Origin of the sequence: Pseudomonas aphyarum (assembly GCF_028657055.1) — a bacterium.
GTDB lineage: Bacteria > Pseudomonadota > Gammaproteobacteria > Pseudomonadales > Pseudomonadaceae > Aquipseudomonas > Aquipseudomonas aphyarum.
Genome location: NZ_JAMDGS010000012.1, coordinates 388741 through 405439, shown reverse-complemented (window position 1 = coordinate 405439; position 16699 = coordinate 388741). Strand labels below are relative to the sequence as shown.

Annotated in this window: 15 protein-coding genes; 5 read left to right on the top strand and 10 right to left on the bottom strand. The window is 61.9% G+C overall.

Going from position 1 to position 16699, the window contains the following annotated elements:
• Positions 1–11: 11 nt before the first annotated feature.
• Together pcaD and pcaC are read left to right on the top strand one after the other, a co-directional pair.
• Positions 12–803, top strand: a complete 792-nt coding sequence (gene pcaD / locus M5G18_RS19210) for a 3-oxoadipate enol-lactonase (RefSeq protein ID WP_273896481.1) — start codon at positions 12–14, stop codon at positions 801–803.
• Positions 804–813: 10 nt separating this feature from the next.
• Positions 814–1206, top strand: a complete 393-nt coding sequence (pcaC, locus tag M5G18_RS19205; protein ID WP_011332825.1) for a 4-carboxymuconolactone decarboxylase — start codon at positions 814–816, stop codon at positions 1204–1206.
• Between the two features lie 50 nt (positions 1207–1256).
• Here the strand turns inward: pcaC and M5G18_RS19200 are convergent, their stop codons facing one another.
• From M5G18_RS19200 to emhA, 5 genes are all read right to left on the bottom strand, one after another.
• The gene (locus M5G18_RS19200) at positions 1257–2072 is read right to left on the bottom strand and encodes a methyltransferase domain-containing protein (protein WP_273896482.1); all 816 of its coding nucleotides are present in this window, start codon (positions 2070–2072) and stop codon (positions 1257–1259) included.
• A gap of 168 nt (positions 2073–2240) precedes the next feature.
• Complete coding sequence (locus tag M5G18_RS19195) at positions 2241–3500, bottom strand: OprD family porin (RefSeq protein WP_273896483.1); 1260 nt, start codon at positions 3498–3500, stop codon at positions 2241–2243.
• Positions 3501–3788: 288 nt separating this feature from the next.
• A complete protein-coding gene (gene emhC, locus M5G18_RS19190) occupies positions 3789–5249 on the bottom strand; it encodes an efflux RND transporter outer membrane subunit EmhC (RefSeq protein WP_221532849.1) in 1461 nt (486 codons plus the stop codon).
• Positions 5246–8410 (bottom strand): efflux RND transporter permease subunit EmhB, encoded by a 3165-nt coding sequence (gene emhB, locus M5G18_RS19185; protein WP_273896484.1) that lies wholly within the window; start codon positions 8408–8410, stop codon positions 5246–5248. The genes emhC and emhB overlap by 4 nt, the downstream gene beginning before the upstream one ends.
• 3 nt (positions 8411–8413) lie before the next feature.
• Entirely contained in the window at positions 8414–9571 is a 1158-nt protein-coding gene (gene emhA / locus M5G18_RS19180) for an efflux RND transporter periplasmic adaptor subunit EmhA (RefSeq protein ID WP_085748207.1), read from the bottom strand.
• A gap of 266 nt (positions 9572–9837) precedes the next feature.
• Here emhA and emhR point away from each other — a divergent pair, with 266 nt between their 5' ends.
• Positions 9838–10470 carry an efflux system transcriptional repressor EmhR gene (emhR, locus tag M5G18_RS19175; protein WP_007957850.1) on the top strand — a complete coding sequence of 211 codons (633 nt, stop codon included), beginning with the start codon at positions 9838–9840 and terminating at the stop codon, positions 10468–10470.
• 249 nt (positions 10471–10719) lie between these two features.
• Here the strand turns inward: emhR and M5G18_RS19170 are convergent, their stop codons facing one another.
• Genes M5G18_RS19170 through M5G18_RS19160 form a run of 3 tightly spaced genes read right to left on the bottom strand, consistent with a single transcriptional unit; the run spans position 10720 to position 13301 of the window.
• Positions 10720–11769, bottom strand: a complete 1050-nt coding sequence (locus M5G18_RS19170) for an alkene reductase (protein WP_273896485.1) — start codon at positions 11767–11769, stop codon at positions 10720–10722.
• Positions 11770–11801: 32 nt separating this feature from the next.
• On the bottom strand, positions 11802–12965 hold the full coding sequence (locus tag M5G18_RS19165; RefSeq protein ID WP_011332833.1) for an MFS transporter: 1164 nt from the start codon (positions 12963–12965) through the stop codon (positions 11802–11804).
• A 33-nt stretch (positions 12966–12998) separates the two neighbouring features.
• On the bottom strand, positions 12999–13301 hold the full coding sequence (locus M5G18_RS19160) for an ArsR/SmtB family transcription factor (protein ID WP_007957866.1): 303 nt from the start codon (positions 13299–13301) through the stop codon (positions 12999–13001).
• 171 nt (positions 13302–13472) lie between these two features.
• On the opposite strand from M5G18_RS19160, the gene M5G18_RS19155 reads away from it, so the two are divergent.
• Positions 13473–14045, top strand: coding sequence for an acyl carrier protein phosphodiesterase (locus M5G18_RS19155; RefSeq protein WP_273896486.1), 573 nt, complete (start codon positions 13473–13475; stop codon positions 14043–14045).
• A 14-nt stretch (positions 14046–14059) separates the two neighbouring features.
• Here M5G18_RS19155 and M5G18_RS19150 read toward each other — a convergent pair whose 3' ends face one another.
• Both M5G18_RS19150 and olsB read right to left on the bottom strand, forming a co-directional pair.
• On the bottom strand, positions 14060–14854 hold the full coding sequence (locus M5G18_RS19150; protein WP_179692410.1) for a lysophospholipid acyltransferase family protein: 795 nt from the start codon (positions 14852–14854) through the stop codon (positions 14060–14062).
• A complete protein-coding gene (olsB, locus tag M5G18_RS19145) occupies positions 14854–15609 on the bottom strand; it encodes an L-ornithine N(alpha)-acyltransferase (RefSeq protein WP_007957877.1) in 756 nt (251 codons plus the stop codon). The genes M5G18_RS19150 and olsB overlap by 1 nt, the downstream gene beginning before the upstream one ends.
• A 153-nt stretch (positions 15610–15762) precedes the next feature.
• Here olsB and M5G18_RS19140 point away from each other — a divergent pair, with 153 nt between their 5' ends.
• A complete protein-coding gene (locus M5G18_RS19140; RefSeq protein WP_273896487.1) occupies positions 15763–16641 on the top strand; it encodes an acyl-CoA dehydrogenase middle domain-containing protein in 879 nt (292 codons plus the stop codon).
• The last annotated feature ends 58 nt before the right edge of the window (positions 16642–16699 follow it).

The following is a 16699-nucleotide window of genomic DNA, read 5'->3' as shown; positions in this document are numbered from 1 at the left end:
AGGAGAGGGCTGTGGCTTTCGTTCAACTCGCCGATGGCGAACTGCATTACACATTGGAAGGCCCGGTCGATGCGCCGGTGCTGGTGCTGTCGAACTCGCTGGGCACCGACCTGCACATGTGGGACGCGCAGATGCCGGCCTTCACCGAGCATTTTCGCGTGCTGCGTTTTGATACGCGCGGGCACGGCCAGTCGCTGGTGACACCGGGCCCTTACAGCATCGAACAACTGGGTCGCGACGTGCTGGCGCTGCTGGATGCGCTGCATATCGAACGTGCGCATTTCTGCGGTCTGTCGATGGGCGGGTTGATTGGCCAGTGGCTGGGGATCAACGCCGGTCAGCGTCTGAACAAACTGATCGTCTGCAACACAGCGGCAAAAATCGGCGATCCGTCGGTGTGGAATCCGCGCATCGAAACCGTGCTGCGCGACGGCCCGGCGGCGATGGTCGCGTTGCGCGATGCATCGATTGCCCGCTGGTTTACCCCGGACTTTTCTGCCGCCAACCCGGCAGCGGCCAAGCAGATCACCGACATGCTGGCCGCGACCAATCCTGAAGGTTACGCCGCCAACTGCGCGGCGGTGCGCGATGCGGATTTCCGTGAGCAGTTGTCGTCGATCACGGCGCCGCTGCTGGTGATCGCAGGCAGTGAAGATGCGGTGACGCCACCGTCCGGCGGGCATTTCATTCAGGAACATGTGCGCGGTGCCGAGTACGCCGAGTTTTATGCGGCGCACCTTTCCAACGTTCAGGCGGGCGACGCGTTCAGCGATCGCGTGCTGACCTTTTTGCTGGCCGATTGAGGGGATTTCCGTGGACGAGAAACAACGTTACGACGACGGCATGCAAGTGCGCCGCGCGGTGCTCGGCGATGCGCACGTCGATCGCAGCCTGACCACGCTGACCGAGTTCAATTCGGAATTCCAGGAGATGATCACCCGTCACGCCTGGGGCGATATCTGGACCCGCCCGGGCCTGCCACGCCACACCCGCAGCCTGATCACCATCGCCATGCTGATCGGCATGAACCGCGAAGGTGAACTCAAGTTGCACCTGCGCGCAGCGGCCAACAATGGCGTGAGCCGCGGCGAGATCAAGGAAGTGATCATGCAGAGCGCGATCTACTGCGGGATTCCGGCGGCGAATGCGACGTTCCATCTGGCTGAATCGGTGTGGGATGAGCTGGGTACCGAATCTCGCGAGTAATCGTCGAGTTTGAAGAATCGCAGCCTGTTGCAGGCTGCGATCCTTGAACTTCACACCTTGGCAACAATGAAAATCCGCTTGAACGCAAACAACGTATGGCCGTTTTCCTCCTGCGGATAATGCGCATGCACCCGCATCAGGTAGTGATAAATGAAGCGCGCCTGTTCCTCTGACGTCAGCCCCAGCATCACCGGCCGCAGTGCCGACACCTTCACCCAGTCATAAATCGGCGAGCTTCCGTGCACGACCTGCAACTGCTCGGTTTCCCAGATCTCCAGCGAGCGGGTCAGCGGCGCCAGCAAACGGTAGTAATCCTCCAGCGACAACAACGGCCGCGCCGCCATGCGCTGGCGCAATTGCGCAGTGCCGATGGGGCGGCCGCAGGGTCCGGCATCGTCGAGGGTGTCGAGCATCAGCCGATACCACAGCGCATCGCGCCAGTCCGGCATATGCGCGGCCAGACAACCGCCAGGGTTGAGGTGGCGAAGCAATGCCGGCAACAGCGTTCGATGGTCGTCGATGAAATGCAACACGGCCGCAGCGAACAACAGGTCGGCCGGCTTGCGGGGTTTCCAGTGTTGCAGCTCGGCGTGTTGCCAGCGCGCCTTGATCGGCAGGCAGCGGGCGACCTGGAGCATGTCTTTCGAACTGTCGATGCCCTTGAGATCTGCCTGCGGCCAGCGATCTGCCAGAACCTTCGTGGCAATGCCGGTGCCGCAACCGAGGTCGTAAATGCGTTGAGGGTTGTGCAGGTCGACACGACCGAGCAGTTCATCGACCGGTTGTTGCCTGAGACGGGAAAACTGCTGGTACGCCCGGGCGTCCCAGTCTTTGTCGACGGGAGCGGGATTGAGTCGGGTGATCATGAGGTGGTCCTCCAGTGATCAGCAGGGTCTTCCGATGACAACCTGACCAAGTCCTGGAGACCGACATCAACAGATAACGGAAGCGAAGAGGGTGGAGCACCTGAGTCCTTCAGGTTTTTTCCACTTTAATTGATGGCTGGCGCAACGCCAGCCATTCTGACAGGCGGCTTAGAGCAGGCTGATCGGATAGCTGACGATCAGGCGGTTCTCGTCGAACTCGTTGTTGCTGAAGTCACGACGCATGGTCGAGTTGCGCCACCTGACGTTCAGATCCTTAAGCGCGCCGCTTTGCACGGTGTAGCCCAGTTCCGATTCGCGGCCCCACTCCTTGCCGTCGGTGATGGTCCCGGTGTGCACGTTGTCGCCGCTGATGTAGCGGTTCATCAGGGTCAGGCCGGGCACGCCGAGGGCGGCGAAGTTGTAGTCGTGGCGCAGTTGCCAGGAACGTTCCTGCGCGTTGTCGTAGCTTGAGTTGTAGCTGTCGTTGGCGAGCGTTCCGCCGCTGGTGCCGTTGACCCGCATCCAGGCGCTGTCGCCGGTGAGTTTTTGCAGGCCGACGTAGAAGGTGTTGCCGCCGTATCGGGCGGAGAACATGCCCGACCAGGTCTTGTTGTCGAGGTCGCCGGCGCGGGCGCTGCCGTCGTCCTTGCCGTAGAAGAAACCGAGGTTGGCGCCCAGGGTCCAGTCGCCGATTGGCTGGCTGTGGATCAGGTTGACGTACTGCTGGCTGTAGATGTCCTTGAGTTCGGCGTTCCACAGGCCGATCTGGGTGCGCTTGTCGTTGAACATGTATTCGCCGCCCTGGAAGTTGAAGCGATCCGAGGTGAACGCCGCTTTGCCGAACATCGACATGTCGCTCATGCTGCTGTCGTCACGGGGGCTGTTGGCGCGGAACTGGCCGCCGTAGAGGGTCAGGCCGTCGATCTCCTTCGAGGTGATCTGGCCGCCGCGAAAGGTCTGCGGCAGCGAGCGACCGTCGTCCGAACGCAGGATCGGCAGCACCGGCATCCACTCGCCGACCTTCACTTCGGTCTGCGACAGCCTGGCCTTGAACGCCACGTTGGTGCGGCCGAAGGTGTCCGCCGGGCGACCGTCATGATCCAGCGGCAACGCCTGGGTGCCGCCGGTGCCTTTGCCGCCATCGAGCTTCACCGAATACAGCCCCAGCACATCCATGCCGAACCCGACGGTGCCCTGGGTGAAACCGGACTTGGCGTCGAGGATGAAGTTCTGCGTCCATTCTTCAGCCTTGCCCTGAGTCTTGGTCGGGTTGGTGAAGTTGCGGTTGATGTAGAAGTTGCGCAGGTTCAGGTTGACCTTGGCCCCTTCGATGAAACCGGCTTCTTCAGCCGCAGCGGGCAGCGCGACGCCGGCCAGGGCGAGGGCGATCAGACCGGGAAGTGCGTAGGGCGCAGGGGACGTTGTCATGGGCTCGGGTCTCTCTTGTTTTTTTGGGCGAACGGGGGCGCTGCGGCCGTTTCTGAGGCGCAGAAATTCAATGGAATCAGGGGGCGAAGCGGCGGCGATCAGCCGGAGGGAGCAGGGCGCGGGAGCATGGTGTCGAACCTGTTGTTATTGGTTTTGTGGCTCGAATGGTGCGGGGCGCGGGCGAGGTGATTCAATCGGCGAAAGTGGAATTTGGGCGATTATCGAACGCAAGATTGGCAGGCAACAAAAAGCCCGCCAATCGGCGGGCTTCTTGTGTTCACCGGATGATCAGAACAACTTCATCTTCGGTGCTTCTTCTTTGAGCGGCTCGTTCTGCGCGGTCTGCGCATTCCAGCCACCGCCCAGGGCCTTGTACAGGTTGACCGCACTGGTCAGCTGCGCGAGGCGGTCGGTGATCAGCGATTGTTGCGCGCTGAACAGCTGACGCTGGGCATCGAGGAAGGTCAGGTTGCTGTCGACGCCAATGCGATAGCGACGCTCGGCCAGGCGGTAGTAATCCTGGTTGGCCTGAACGAAGTCACGCTGGGCCTGCAACTGCTCGGTGTAGGTCTGGCGGGCGGCCAGGCCATCGGCGACTTCCTGGAAGGCCGTTTGAATGGACTTCTCGTAGTTCGCCACGCCAATGTCCTTCTGGATCTTGGCGTAGTCGAGGCTGGCGCGCAGGCTGCCGGCGTTGAAGATCGGCAGGTTGATCTGCGGCTGGAACAGCCACGTGCCCGAACCGCCCTTGAACAGGCCGGACAGGTCCGGGCTCAGGCTGCCCGCGTTGGCGGTCAGGCTGATGCTCGGGAAGAACGCTGCACGGGCCGCGCCGATGTTGGCGTTGGCGGCCTTCAGGTTGTACTCGGCCTGAAGGATGTCCGGACGACGTTGCAGCAGATCCGACGGCAGGCCGGCCGGCACGTCGGCCAGCAGGTCATCCGACAGCGGCTTGGCCGCTTGCAGGTTGGCCGGTACGCCGGTGCCGAGCAGCAGGGTCAGGCTGTTTTCGTCTTGAGCGACCTGGCGGGTGTAACGCGCCAGTTGTGCCCGGGCGTTTTCCACCGAGGTGCGCGACTGCGCCAGGTCCAGCGCCGAAGCCACACCGACTTCGTTGCTGCGACTGGTCAGCTTGTAGCTTTCCTCGAAGGCACCGAGGGTGTCCTGAGTCAGCTTCAGCAGTTCCTTGTCGGCCTGCCAGGTCAGGTAGGCGTTGGCCACGCTGGCCACCAGGCTGATCTGGGTGCTGCGGCGCGCTTCTTCGGTGGCGAAGTATTGTTGCAGCGCTTGTTCGCTCAGGCTGCGAACCCGACCGAACAGGTCGAGTTCGTAGGCGCTGATGCCGACGGTGGCGGAGTAGGAGCTGGTGATGCTCGACTCACCGGTCTGCGACGCACGGGCCGGAACCCGCTGACGGCTGCCGCTGGCATTGGCCGACACGGCCGGGAACAGGTCGGCGCGCTGGATGCGGTATTGAGCCGCGTAGGCGTCGATGTTCAGCGCCGCGACACGCAGGTCGCGGTTGTTTTCCAGGGCGACCTGGATCAGCTGTTGCAGGGCCGGGTCATGGAAAAACTGCTTCCAGCCCTGCTCGGCAGCGGCCTGCGCCGGTGCCTGGGCCGGCGAGTACGCCGGGCCCTGCGGGAATTGCGCGGCCACCGGTGCTTCAGGCTGCTGATAATCCGGTATCAGCGAGCAACCGCTCAGCACGAAGGCCGCGACTGCGATGGAGAGTAGCGACTTGCTCATTGGCCAGCCTCTTTAGGAGTTTCTATGGCGTCATCCTTGCCGGCGTTTTTGCGCTGACCCATGGACGACACAGTGACGAAGAACAGTGGAACCCAGAATATCGCCAGAACGGTGGCAGTGATCATACCGCCAATCACCACGGTGCCGATTGCGTGCTGGCTGCCCGAGCCTGCCCCGGTGGAAATCGCCAGAGGCACCACGCCGAGGATGAACGCCAGGGACGTCATGATGATCGGACGCAGACGCATACGGCAAGCTTCGATGGCGGCATCGCGCAGGCTGCTGCCCTGTTCGTGCAGTTCCTTGGCGAATTCGACGATCAGAATGGCGTTTTTCGCCGCCAGACCGATGGTCGTCAACAGACCTACGAGGAAGTACACGTCGTTGGACAGACCGCGCAGGCTGGTCGCCAGCAATGCCCCGATGATCCCCAGCGGTACGACGAGCACGACGGCGATCGGAATCGACCAGCTCTCGTAGAGGGCCGCCAGGCACAGGAACACCATCAACAGCGACAGCGCGAACAGTGCCGGCGCCTGCGAACCTGCCAGACGTTCTTCATAGGACAGGCCTGTCCAGGAGATACCGACACCCTTCGGCAGCTTGGCGGCAATCGCCTCGACCTCGGCCATGGCTTCACCGGTGGAGTAGCCAGGCGCCGGGGCGCCGAGGATCTCGACCGCTTCCACACCGTTGTAACGCGACAGCTTGGGCGAGCCGTAGATCCACTCACCCTTGGCGAACGCGGAGAACGGAACCATGGTGCCGCTGGCGTTACGCACATACCACTTCTTCAGGTCTTCCGGGCTCATGCGCGAGTCCGGCTGGCCCTGTACGTACACCTTCTTCACCCGACCACGGTCGATGAAGTCGTTGACGTAGCTACTGCCCAGCGCAATCGACAGGGTGTTGTTGATGTCGGCGATGGTAATGCCCAGGGCACTGGCCTTCTCGTCATCGATTTCCAGCTGGAACTGCGGCTCGTCGTTCAGGCCGTTCGGACGCACCTGCGACAGCACTTTGCTTTGCGCGGCCATGCCCAGGAACTGGTTACGAGCGGCCATCAGTTGCTCGTGACCGATACCGGCACGGTCTTGCAGGAACACGTCGAAACCGGTGGCGTTACCCAGCTCCAGTACCGCTGGGGGAGCGAAGGCAAACACCATCGCATCGCGGAAGGTAAAGAAGTGCTGCTGGGCGCGGGCGGCAAGTTTGAACACGCTGTTGTCGGCGTTCCGCTCGTGCCATGGCTTGAGCATGATGAACGCCATACCCGAGCTCTGGCCACGGCCGGCGAAGTTGAAGCCGGTCACGGTGAACACCGACGCTACGGCGTCGCCTTCACCGCCATCCTTGGTCGGACGCAGCAGGAACTCACGCATTTCATCCACGACCACCTGAGTGCGCTGGGCACTGGAGCCGGCCGGGGTCTGCACCTGAGCGAACAGTACGCCCTGGTCTTCTTCCGGCAGGAAGGACGATGGAATACGCATGAACAGCCAGATCATGCCGATCAGAATCAGCGCGTAGGCCAGGAGGTACGGCACTTTCTGACGCAGAATGTTACCGACACCGCGCTCGTAGCTTTTGACGCTACGGTCGAAGTTGCGATTGAACCAGCCGAAGAAACCTTTTTTCGGGGTGCCATGTTCGCCGTGCGGAATCGCCTTGAGCATGGTGGCGCACAGGGCCGGGGTGAAGATCAGCGCTACCAGCACCGACAGCGCCATGGCCGAGACGATGGTGATCGAGAACTGTTTGTAGATCACGCCGGTGGAACCACCGAAGAACGCCATCGGCAGCAGAACCGCCGACAGTACCAGGGCAATACCGACCAGTGCGCCCTGGATCTGGCCCATGGACTTTTTGGTCGCTTCCTTGGGTGACAGCCCTTCCTCGGCCATCACCCGCTCGACGTTTTCCACCACGACGATGGCATCGTCCACCAGCAAGCCGATCGCCAGCACCATGCCGAACATGGTCAGGGTGTTGATGCTGAAACCGGCCGCCGCGAGGATGCCGAATGTGCCGAGCAATACTACCGGCACAGTCATCGTGGTGATGACGGTGGCGCGGAAGTTCTGCAGGAACAGGAACATCACCAGGAACACCAGCACGATCGCTTCGACCAGGGTTTCAACCACACCCTTGATCGACTCGGTCACTACCGGGGTGGTGTCGTACGGGAACACCACTTCCATCCCTTGCGGGAAGAACGGCTTGAGGCTGTCGATGGTGGTGCGCAGTGCTTTTGCAGTGTCGAGGGCGTTGGCGCCGTTGGCCAGTTTCACTGCCAGACCGGAAGCCGGGCTGCCGTTGAACTGGGCGCTGATCGCATAGTTTTCACCACCCAGACCGACGTCGGCGACGTCTTTCAAGCGAACCTGCGAGCCGTCCTTGTTGACCTTGAGCAGAATCTCTTTGAACTGCTCGGCGGTCTGCAGACGGGTCTTGCCGATGATCGTGGCGTTCAGCTGCTGGCCCTGCACGGCAGGCAAGCCGCCAAGCTGACCGGACGAAACCTGGACGTTCTGCGCCGCAATCGCGGTTTTCACGTCGACCGGGGTCAGGTTGAAGTTGTTCAGCTTGGCCGGGTCGAGCCAGATGCGCATCGCGTACTGGGCACCGAAGACCTGGAAGTCACCGACACCGGCGGTCCGCGAGATCGGATCCTGCATGTTCGACACGATGTAGTTGGACAGGTCGTCCTTGGTCATGCTGCCGTCACGCGACACCACACCGATCACCAGCAGGAAGTTCTTCACTGCCTTGGTCACACGGATACCCTGTTGCTGCACTTCCTGCGGCAGCAGCGGGGTGGCCAGGTTCAGCTTGTTCTGGACCTGGACCTGCGCGGTGTCGGAGTTGGTGCCTTGCTCGAAGGTCGCGGTGATGGTCATGCTGCCGTCGGAGTTACTTTCCGAGGACACATAACGCAGGTTGTCGATACCGTTGAGTTGCTGCTCGATCACTTGCACCACGGTGTCCTGAACCGTCTGTGCCGAAGCACCCGGGTAGGTCACGGAGATCGCAATGGCCGGTGGCGCAATGCTCGGGTACTGGTTGATCGGCAGTTTCAGGATCGAAAGTGCCCCGACCAGCATGATCACCAGGGCAATTACCCAGGCGAAAATCGGACGGTCGATGAAAAATTTTGACATGGATTACTCCCCTTTGCCGCCGGCGGCTTTGTCAGCTGCCTGAGCGGGGGCCGGGTTCTTGTTGCCGACGTTGGTGGCTTCGGTCGGTTTGACCTCAACACCCGGTTTGACGAATTGCAGCCCTTCGGTGATCAGACGATCGCCGGCCTTCAGGCCGTCTTCGATCAGCCACTGGCTGCCAACGGTGCGGCTGGCCTTGAGCTGGCGCAGTTCGACTTTGTTGTCCGGGCCGACGACCAGCGCGGTCGGGGTGCCTTTGAGGTCGCGGGTCACGCCTTGCTGAGGTGCGAGGATCGCAGCGCTGTTCACACCGGCCTGCAATTGCGCGTGGACGAACATGCCCGGCAGCAGGGTGTGATCCGGGTTCGGGAACACAGCGCGCAGGGTCACGGAACCGGTGGTCTGATCGACCGACACTTCGGAGAATTCCAGCTTACCGTCGAGCTTGTACTGGCTGCCGTCTTCGAGGGTCAGCTTGACCGCAGCGGCGTTGTCGCCGGCTTTCTGCAAACGGCCGCTTTCCAGTTCACGGCGCAGTTCCAGCAGTTCCACCGAGGACTGGGTGACGTCGACGTAGATCGGGTCCAGTTGCTGGATCACGGCCATCGCGTCGGTCTGGCCGCTGCTGACCAGCGCGCCTTCGGTCACCGAGGAACGGCCGATACGACCGGAGATCGGTGCGTAGACCTTGGTGTAGCGCACGTTGATCTGTGCGGTCTGCAACGACGCTTCCGATTGCAGGCGGTTGGCCACGGCGGTGTCGTATTCCTGACGGCTGACGGCCTGCTCGTCGACCAGTTGCTTGTAGCGATCGGAGATCGACTTGGTCGAACGCAGGTTGGCTTCGGCGCTTTTCAGGGTCGCTTCATAGACCGACGGATCGATCTGATACAGCTGCTGGCCGGCTTTGACATCGCCGCCTTCCTTGAACAGACGCTTGAGAATGATGCCGTTGACCTGCGGACGAACTTCGGCGATGCGGAACGCGCTGGTGCGGCCCGGCAGTTCGGAAGTCAGGGTAAAGGCTTGTGGTTGCAGGGTGACGACGCCGACCTGAGGAGGTGGTGCGGCGGGAGCCGCCTCTTCCTTTTTACATCCGCTGAGCAGCGATGCCAGGGCGACGGCAGTGACCAGAGCGGTAACAGCTGGCTTGAATTGCATGAAGATCCTCGGGTCAGGCGCGCGAAAAGCGCACAAGAAGTGTGGAAGGGTAAAAAAGGGTTACCGGGTGGATAAGTAGCTTGCTAAGGAATATACTTACGTTCATGGTTGTTTGTAAACACCTTGGCGTCGTATCCACCCTGTTACAAAAGTCGTCGCAAGGTCTGAAATTGTAGGCCGGGGAGCCGATCCGCGAGAGATCAACCCTTTTTTATTCAGCGGATATTCAGCCATCCCTGAAACATCCTGTTTGAGGTTTTACTGCCATGGTCCGTCGTACCAAAGAGGAAGCTCAGGAAACGCGCAGCCAGATTCTCGAAGCGGCCGAGAAAGCCTTCTATGAGCGGGGCGTGGCCCGCACGACCCTGTCGGACATCGCCACCCTGGCCGGGGTGACGCGCGGTGCCATCTACTGGCACTTCAGCAACAAGGCCGATCTGCTGCAAGCCATGCTCGATACCCTGCACGAGCCGCTGGACGAACTGGCCAAGGCCAGCGAAAGCGAGGACGAACCCGATCCGCTGGGCTGCATGCGCAAATTGCTGATTCATTTGTTTCATCAAGTTGCGCTGGACCCGAAGACCCGGCGTATCAACGAAATTCTGTTTCATAAGTGCGAGTTCACCGATGAAATGTGCGATCTGCGCCAGCAGCGCCGGACCGCCAGCCTCGATTGCAATGTGCGGATCGCGCTGACATTGAGTAATGCGGTCAATCGTGGGCAATTGCCGGCAGACCTCGACACTGCCCGGGCAGCCATCAGCATTCACGCCTATATCGACGGCCTCCTTTATGGATGGCTGTTGGCGCCGGACAGCTTCGAACTGTACGCCGAGGCCGAGCGCTGGGTCGATACCGGGCTGGACATGCTGCGCCTGAGCCCCAGCCTGCGCAAATGAAACAAAACTCGCTGTTGGATCAGTTTGTGTCAATGACGGAGGAGGGTGAAGATCCCTGTTCACTCGCCCCGCTGCAATGGGATGCTTTTATATACCTCTGCAGCGCGGGTTGATACGTAGCGAGCTACGTATTTTGTAGGGATTTTGTGTCGAGCCTGTGAACGAATGTGAGCGCCTGACCCACCCGGCGACCAATAAAAAGCCCCCGACTCTCACGAGTCGGGGGCTTTTGTGTTTCTGCGGTGTGGCTTACAGCGTCGGGTAGTCGAGGTAGCCGACTGCGCCTTTGCCGTAGAAGGTTTCCGGGTGCGGTTCGTTCAGCGGCGCATCGGCCTTCAAACGCGCCGGCAGATCCGGGTTGGCAATGAACGGAATGCCGAATGCCACGGCGTCAGCCTTACCCTCGGCCAGCCACGCGTTGGCGCTGTCCTTGGTGAAGCGTTCGTTGGCGATGTACGCGCCGCCGAAGGCTTCTTTCAGTTGTGGGCCGAGGCTGTCGGCGCCTTCTTTCTCGCGGGAGCAGATGAAGGCGATGCCACGCTTGCCCAGCTCGCGAGCGACGTAGGTGAAGGTCTCGGCCAGGTTGTCGTCGCCCATGTCATGGGAGTCGGCGCGTGGTGCCAGATGCACGCCGACACGGCCGGCGCCCCAGACTTCGATCGCAGCATCTGTCACTTCCAGCAGCAGGCGGGCACGGTTTTCCAGGGAGCCGCCGTAAATGTCGGTGCGCTGGTTGGTGCTGCTTTGCAGGAACTGGTCGAGCAGGTAACCGTTGGCGCCGTGGATTTCCACGCCGTCGAAACCGGCCGCCTTGGCGTTTTCCGCACCCACGCGGTAGGCGTCGACGATGTCGGCGATTTCAGCGGTTTCCAGCGCGCGTGGCGTCGGGAAGTCGGCCAGTGGGCGAACCAGGCTGACGTGGCCTTTAGGCTGGATGGCGCTTGGGGCAACCGGCGCTTCGCCGTTCAGGTACGACGGGTGGGAGACCCGGCCGACGTGCCACAGTTGCAGGACGATCTTGCCGCCGGCCGCGTGAACGGCCTTGGTCACGTTGGTCCAGCCGCGCACCTGGTCGTTGGACCAGATGCCCGGGGTGTCCGGGTAGCCGACGCCCATCGGGGTCACCGACGTGGCTTCGCTGAGGATCAGGCCGGCCGAGGCGCGTTGTACGTAGTACTCGGCCATCAGCGCGTTCGGCACGCGGCCTTCGTCGGCGCGGCAGCGGGTCAGCGGCGCCATGATGATGCGGTTGGACAGTTCGAGATCGCCCAGTTTGATCGGATCGAAAATTGTTGCCATGAGATACAACCCTCGTGAGGTAAGTAAGTGAATCAGTTAGCGGTGGCCAGCTCGGGATTGCCGTTCTGGCGGAATGTGATCAGGGTCACCAGCAGCGCGAGTACCGCCAGCGCTGCAGCGGCGAGAGGCACGCTGGTCAGGCCGTAGCCGTGAGCGATGACGCTGCCGCCGACCCAGGCGCCGAGGGCGTTGCCGACGTTGAAGGCGCCAATGTTCAGGGTCGACACCAGATTCGGTGCGGCCTGGCCGTAGGTCACGACGTTCACTTGCAGGGCCGGCACGGCGGCGAAACACGCGGTAGCCCAGAGGAACAGGGTGATTTCGGTCGGAATCAGCGCGATGCTGGTCCAGGTCAGGACGGTGGAGGTCACGGCCATGGCGATGAACACGCCGATCAGCGTCGCGGCCAGGCCCTTGTCGGCCAGTTTGCCGCCGATGATGTTGCCGACGGTCAGGCCCAGGCCGATGAGCATCAGCGTCCAGGTCACGCCACGGGGCGAGACGCCGGTGACATCGCCCAGCAGCGGCGCAACGTAAGTGAACAGGGTGAACACCGACGCAGCGAACAGTGCGGTCATGCTCAGGGACAGCCAGATCCCGGCGCCCTTGAGTGCGGCCAGTTCGGCGCGCATGTCGAGTTTTTCTTCGTCACGCTTGGCCGGCAGGAAGCGGATCAGGCCGATCAGCGCGATCACACCGATCACGGTCACTGCCCAGAAGGTCGAGCGCCAGCCGGCTTCCTGACCGAGCGCGGTGCCCAGCGGTACGCCCAGTACGTTGGCCAGGGTCAGGCCGGTGAACATCAGGGCTACGGCCGAAGCACGTTTGTTCGGCGCCACCAGGTTGGCCGCGACCACCGAACCGATGCCAAAGAACGCACCGTGGCAGAGGGCTGTAACGACACGGGCGAACATCAACACGTTGTAATCAGTGGCGATGGCGCAGAGCAGGTTGCCGATAATGAAGATGCCCATCAGCGTTACCAGTGCAGCCTTGCGCGGCAGTTTTGCAGTGGCCATTGCCATGAACGGTGCACCAATCGCCACGCCCAGGGCGTAGCCGGTCACCAGCCAGCCGGCGCCGGGGATCGACACACCGAGGTCAGCCGCGACATTGGGCAGCAGGCCCATGATGACGAACTCGGTGGTGCCGATGGCGAAGGCGCTCAAGGCGAGTATGAGTAGCGAGAGGGGCATCGTTTGATCCTTTTGGCTGGCTGACGTTAAGGGTCAGAGCTCTTTGCTGAGGGTGCTGAGGAACGCCTGGATTACGTCCTCGTTGCGTTTGAAAAAGTGCCACTGGCCGGCTTTCTGGCTGCTGATCAGTCCTGCCCGTTGCAGGGTCGCCAGGTGGGCGGAGACGGTCGACTGCGACAGGCCGCAACGTTGATCGATCTGCCCGGCGCAGATGCCGTACTCGTGGTTGTGGATCTGTTCCGGAAACTGGGCTTTCGGGTCTTTCAGCCAGTTGAGGATGTCTCGCCGTACTGGGTGTGCCAGGGCTTTTATTATTTCGTCGAGGTCAATGTTCATGGCCGGGTGCTCGTGATGTGTGTAGCGCTATATCGCGATGAGGCGAACTTTAAATCGGTACTTCGCGATATACCAATATGAATTTGATCTGATGACCGCATAAATCGGTATATCGGGTTATAACGATATGTGAGGTGTAAACAAACGCGGGCGCGGTGCTAAGCTGCGCCCATGAACTATCTCGCACATTTACACCTCGGTGGCCAGCGCCCCGGTCAACTGCTCGGCAGTCTGTATGGCGATTTCGTCAAAGGGCGGCTGCAAGGGCAGTTCGACCCGGAGATCGAAGCGGCGATTGTCCTGCATCGGCGAATCGACGTGTTCACTGATCGCCATCCATTGGTGGATGCTTCACTGGCGCGGTTTTCCACGACTCGCCGCCGTTACGCGGGCATCGTCCTTGACGTGTTTTTCGACCATTGCCTGGCCCGGGACTGGACGCAGTACGCCGACCGGCCGCTCGGCCAATTCACCACCGACGTTTACCGCGTGTTGTCCAGCGAGCGGCAATTGCCCGAACGCCTGGCGAAGATCGCCCCGCACATGGTCGCCAATGACTGGTTGGGTTCGTATCAGGAATTCGAAGTGCTGGAGCAGGTGTTGCGCGGGATCTCCCGGCGCCTGACCCGGCCTGAGGAACTGGCGGGGGCGATGGAGGAATTGCGGCGGTTGTATGAATCGTTGAGCGAGGACTTTCGTTTGTTCTACCCACAGCTGCAGGACTTTGCCGGCCGGCAGCTGTAGATAGACGTCGCCGATCAGGCTGCGATCAGATCGCGGGCATGTTGTGCTTCGACCGGTTTGAGCACATCGCCGAACAAGGCTTTCTGCACCGCCTGCTGCGCCTCGAACGCCAGTGCCGCGCGTTCCCGGCCCTGACAGGCAATCGGCTTGAGCAGATGAACTTCCACATCGCCGCAGTCGTTGCTGAACAGGCGCATCAGGTGCGACAGCAGATCATCGTCACCAATGAACGGTGCCAGTGAATCGATCTTGCCGTCGCGCAGATAACGGATCGCCACCGGTTGCAGCTTCACCTCGGAATCAATCGCCGCCGACAGCAGACGACCATGAAAGGTGCGCAGCGAACGGCCATCGGTGGTGGTGCCTTCCGGGAACATCAGCAGCGGATGATCGGTTTGCAGATGACGGGTCATCTGCTTGCGGATCAACTGGCTGTCGCCCGAACCGCGACGGATGAACAGGCTGCCGGCCTTCGCCGCCAGCCAGCCGGCCACCGGCCAGGTGCGCACTTCGGCCTTGGATAGAAACGACAGCGGCGTGAGCATGCCGAGCAGTGGAATGTCGGTCCACGACACATGGTTGCTGACCCACAGCATCGGCTGCTTCGGCAGCTCACCATGCACGGTCACGCGAAAGGGCAGGGCGTTGCTCAAACGCGCCATGAAAAACCGCGACCAGCGCTGCCGGCGCTCCATCGAATGGGCCAGACCCAGACGTTCGAATACTCCGAAGACACTGGCCATGCTCAACCCCAGCGTCACCACCAGCAGCACTCGCGCGATCCGCGCGTACACCCGCAGCCGGCTCATTACACCGCCGCCTTGAAGTGCTTGGCGTAGCGCGGGCAGAGTTCGTCGCGCTTGAGCAGGATGAACACGTCGGCGACCTGGAAGTCTTCGTCCCAGCACGGCTCGCCGCAGATCTTCGCGCCCAGGCGCATGTAGGCCTTGAGCAGCGGTGGCATTTCGGCGATCACGTTCGACGGAATGTCGAGGCTTGGCAGCGGATTTTTCGGCTCGGCGCGCAGGTGTTCGGTGCACAGATAACGTTCTCGCAGGCGCTGCATGATCGCGTGGGCCTGTACGCCGCCGTCCTGCATCGGGATGCTCGCGCAACCCATCAGGTAGCTGTAGCCGCCCTGATTCAATACTTCGGCCAGTTCGCCCCAGAGTACGGCGATGGTGCCGCCGTTGCGGTAGGCCGGGTCGACGCAGGTGCGGCCGATTTCCAGGATCGGGCCTTGCAGACCGGCGAGGCCGTGCAGGCTGAATTCTTCTTCGCTGTAGAACTTGCCCAGGCTGCTGGCGGCGGTGTGATCGAGCAAACGGGTGGTCGCCACCAGGCGGCCGGTGTTCAGGTCACGCACGCCGATGTGGCTGCAGTGAACATCATAGTCATCCATGTCCAGACCCAGCTCCGCGCCGTTCAGCTTGGCGTTGAACTCGCCGCTGAACACGTTGAAGCGCAAGGCCTGGGCTTGCTGCAAGGCCTCGGCGCCGATCAGGCGTTCGGCTTGCAGGCGGCGTTCATTGCCGGTGTCGCTGATGCGGGCGATCTGAGTCATGTGAATCTCCGTACGGGCCTTGAACCCGTCATGGGTTGCAGCCGATCGACTTTCTTTATGCAGCCGTGTTGTGCAAAGTCAGGCTATGTAGCCCCGGTGTCATCGCCATGAATGTTTGGTGATGCTTATATGACAGCCCACGAGGAGCCTCTGATGACCTGGTCGACCCTGCTTGAATGCCGCGAACGCCTGCCCGCCGTTGCCGATCTGGCGGAGGGCTTCGCCACGTTGCTGCATCAACTGGGCAGCGTGACGCCGTTCGAACTGGCGGTAGCGGGAGGGCGGCGGATGGCGACGCCGGGGCTGGCGTTTCTGGTGGGGTATCAGGCGGCATTGCGCATGCTTTGGCCGAGCGCGCCGCCGAGCCTCGGTGCGTTGTGTGCGACCGAGCAGCGCAGCCTGCGCCCGGCGGACATGCAGACCCGGCTCACGGATCTGCGCCTCACCGGGCAAAAGGATTTCGTCACCGCCGGCGATGCGGCGGACTGGCTGCTGATCGCTGCGCGCAGCGAACAACCCGGCGAATCACCGCGCCTGAGTCTGGCGGTGGTGTATCCCGGCGAATCCGGCGTGCGCGTGGAAAAGCTCCCGGCGCTGCCGTTGATGCCGGACATCAGCCATGGCCGCTTGTACCTCGACGAGGCTCTGTGCGAACTGCTCGCCGGGGACGGTTGGGATGCTTACGTCAAACCGTTCCGCACCCTTGAAGATGTCTATGTGCTGAGCGCGATGACCGCATGGTTGTACGGCGTCGGTCAGGACAGCGGCTGGCCGCAGCCGCTGCAATTGCGCTTGCTGGCGCTGTTGGCCGGTTGCGCGGAAGTCAGTCGCCAGCCGCCGAACAATCCGGCGGGGCATGTGTTGCTCGGCGGTTTGTTTGCGCAATTCGACGGGCTCAAAGCGGAAGTCGATCAGGCGTTGCGTGACGGCAATTCTGAGTGGGCGGCGATGTGGCAGCGTGATCAATCGGTCATGCAGCTGGCGGCGGGTGCGCGGGGCAAACGCCTGGCCAAGGCTTTAGCGGTGAATTGACCGGCCCCTTCGCGGGCAAGCCCGCTCCCACAGGGTTAGAGGATTGCCACAAGTTGTC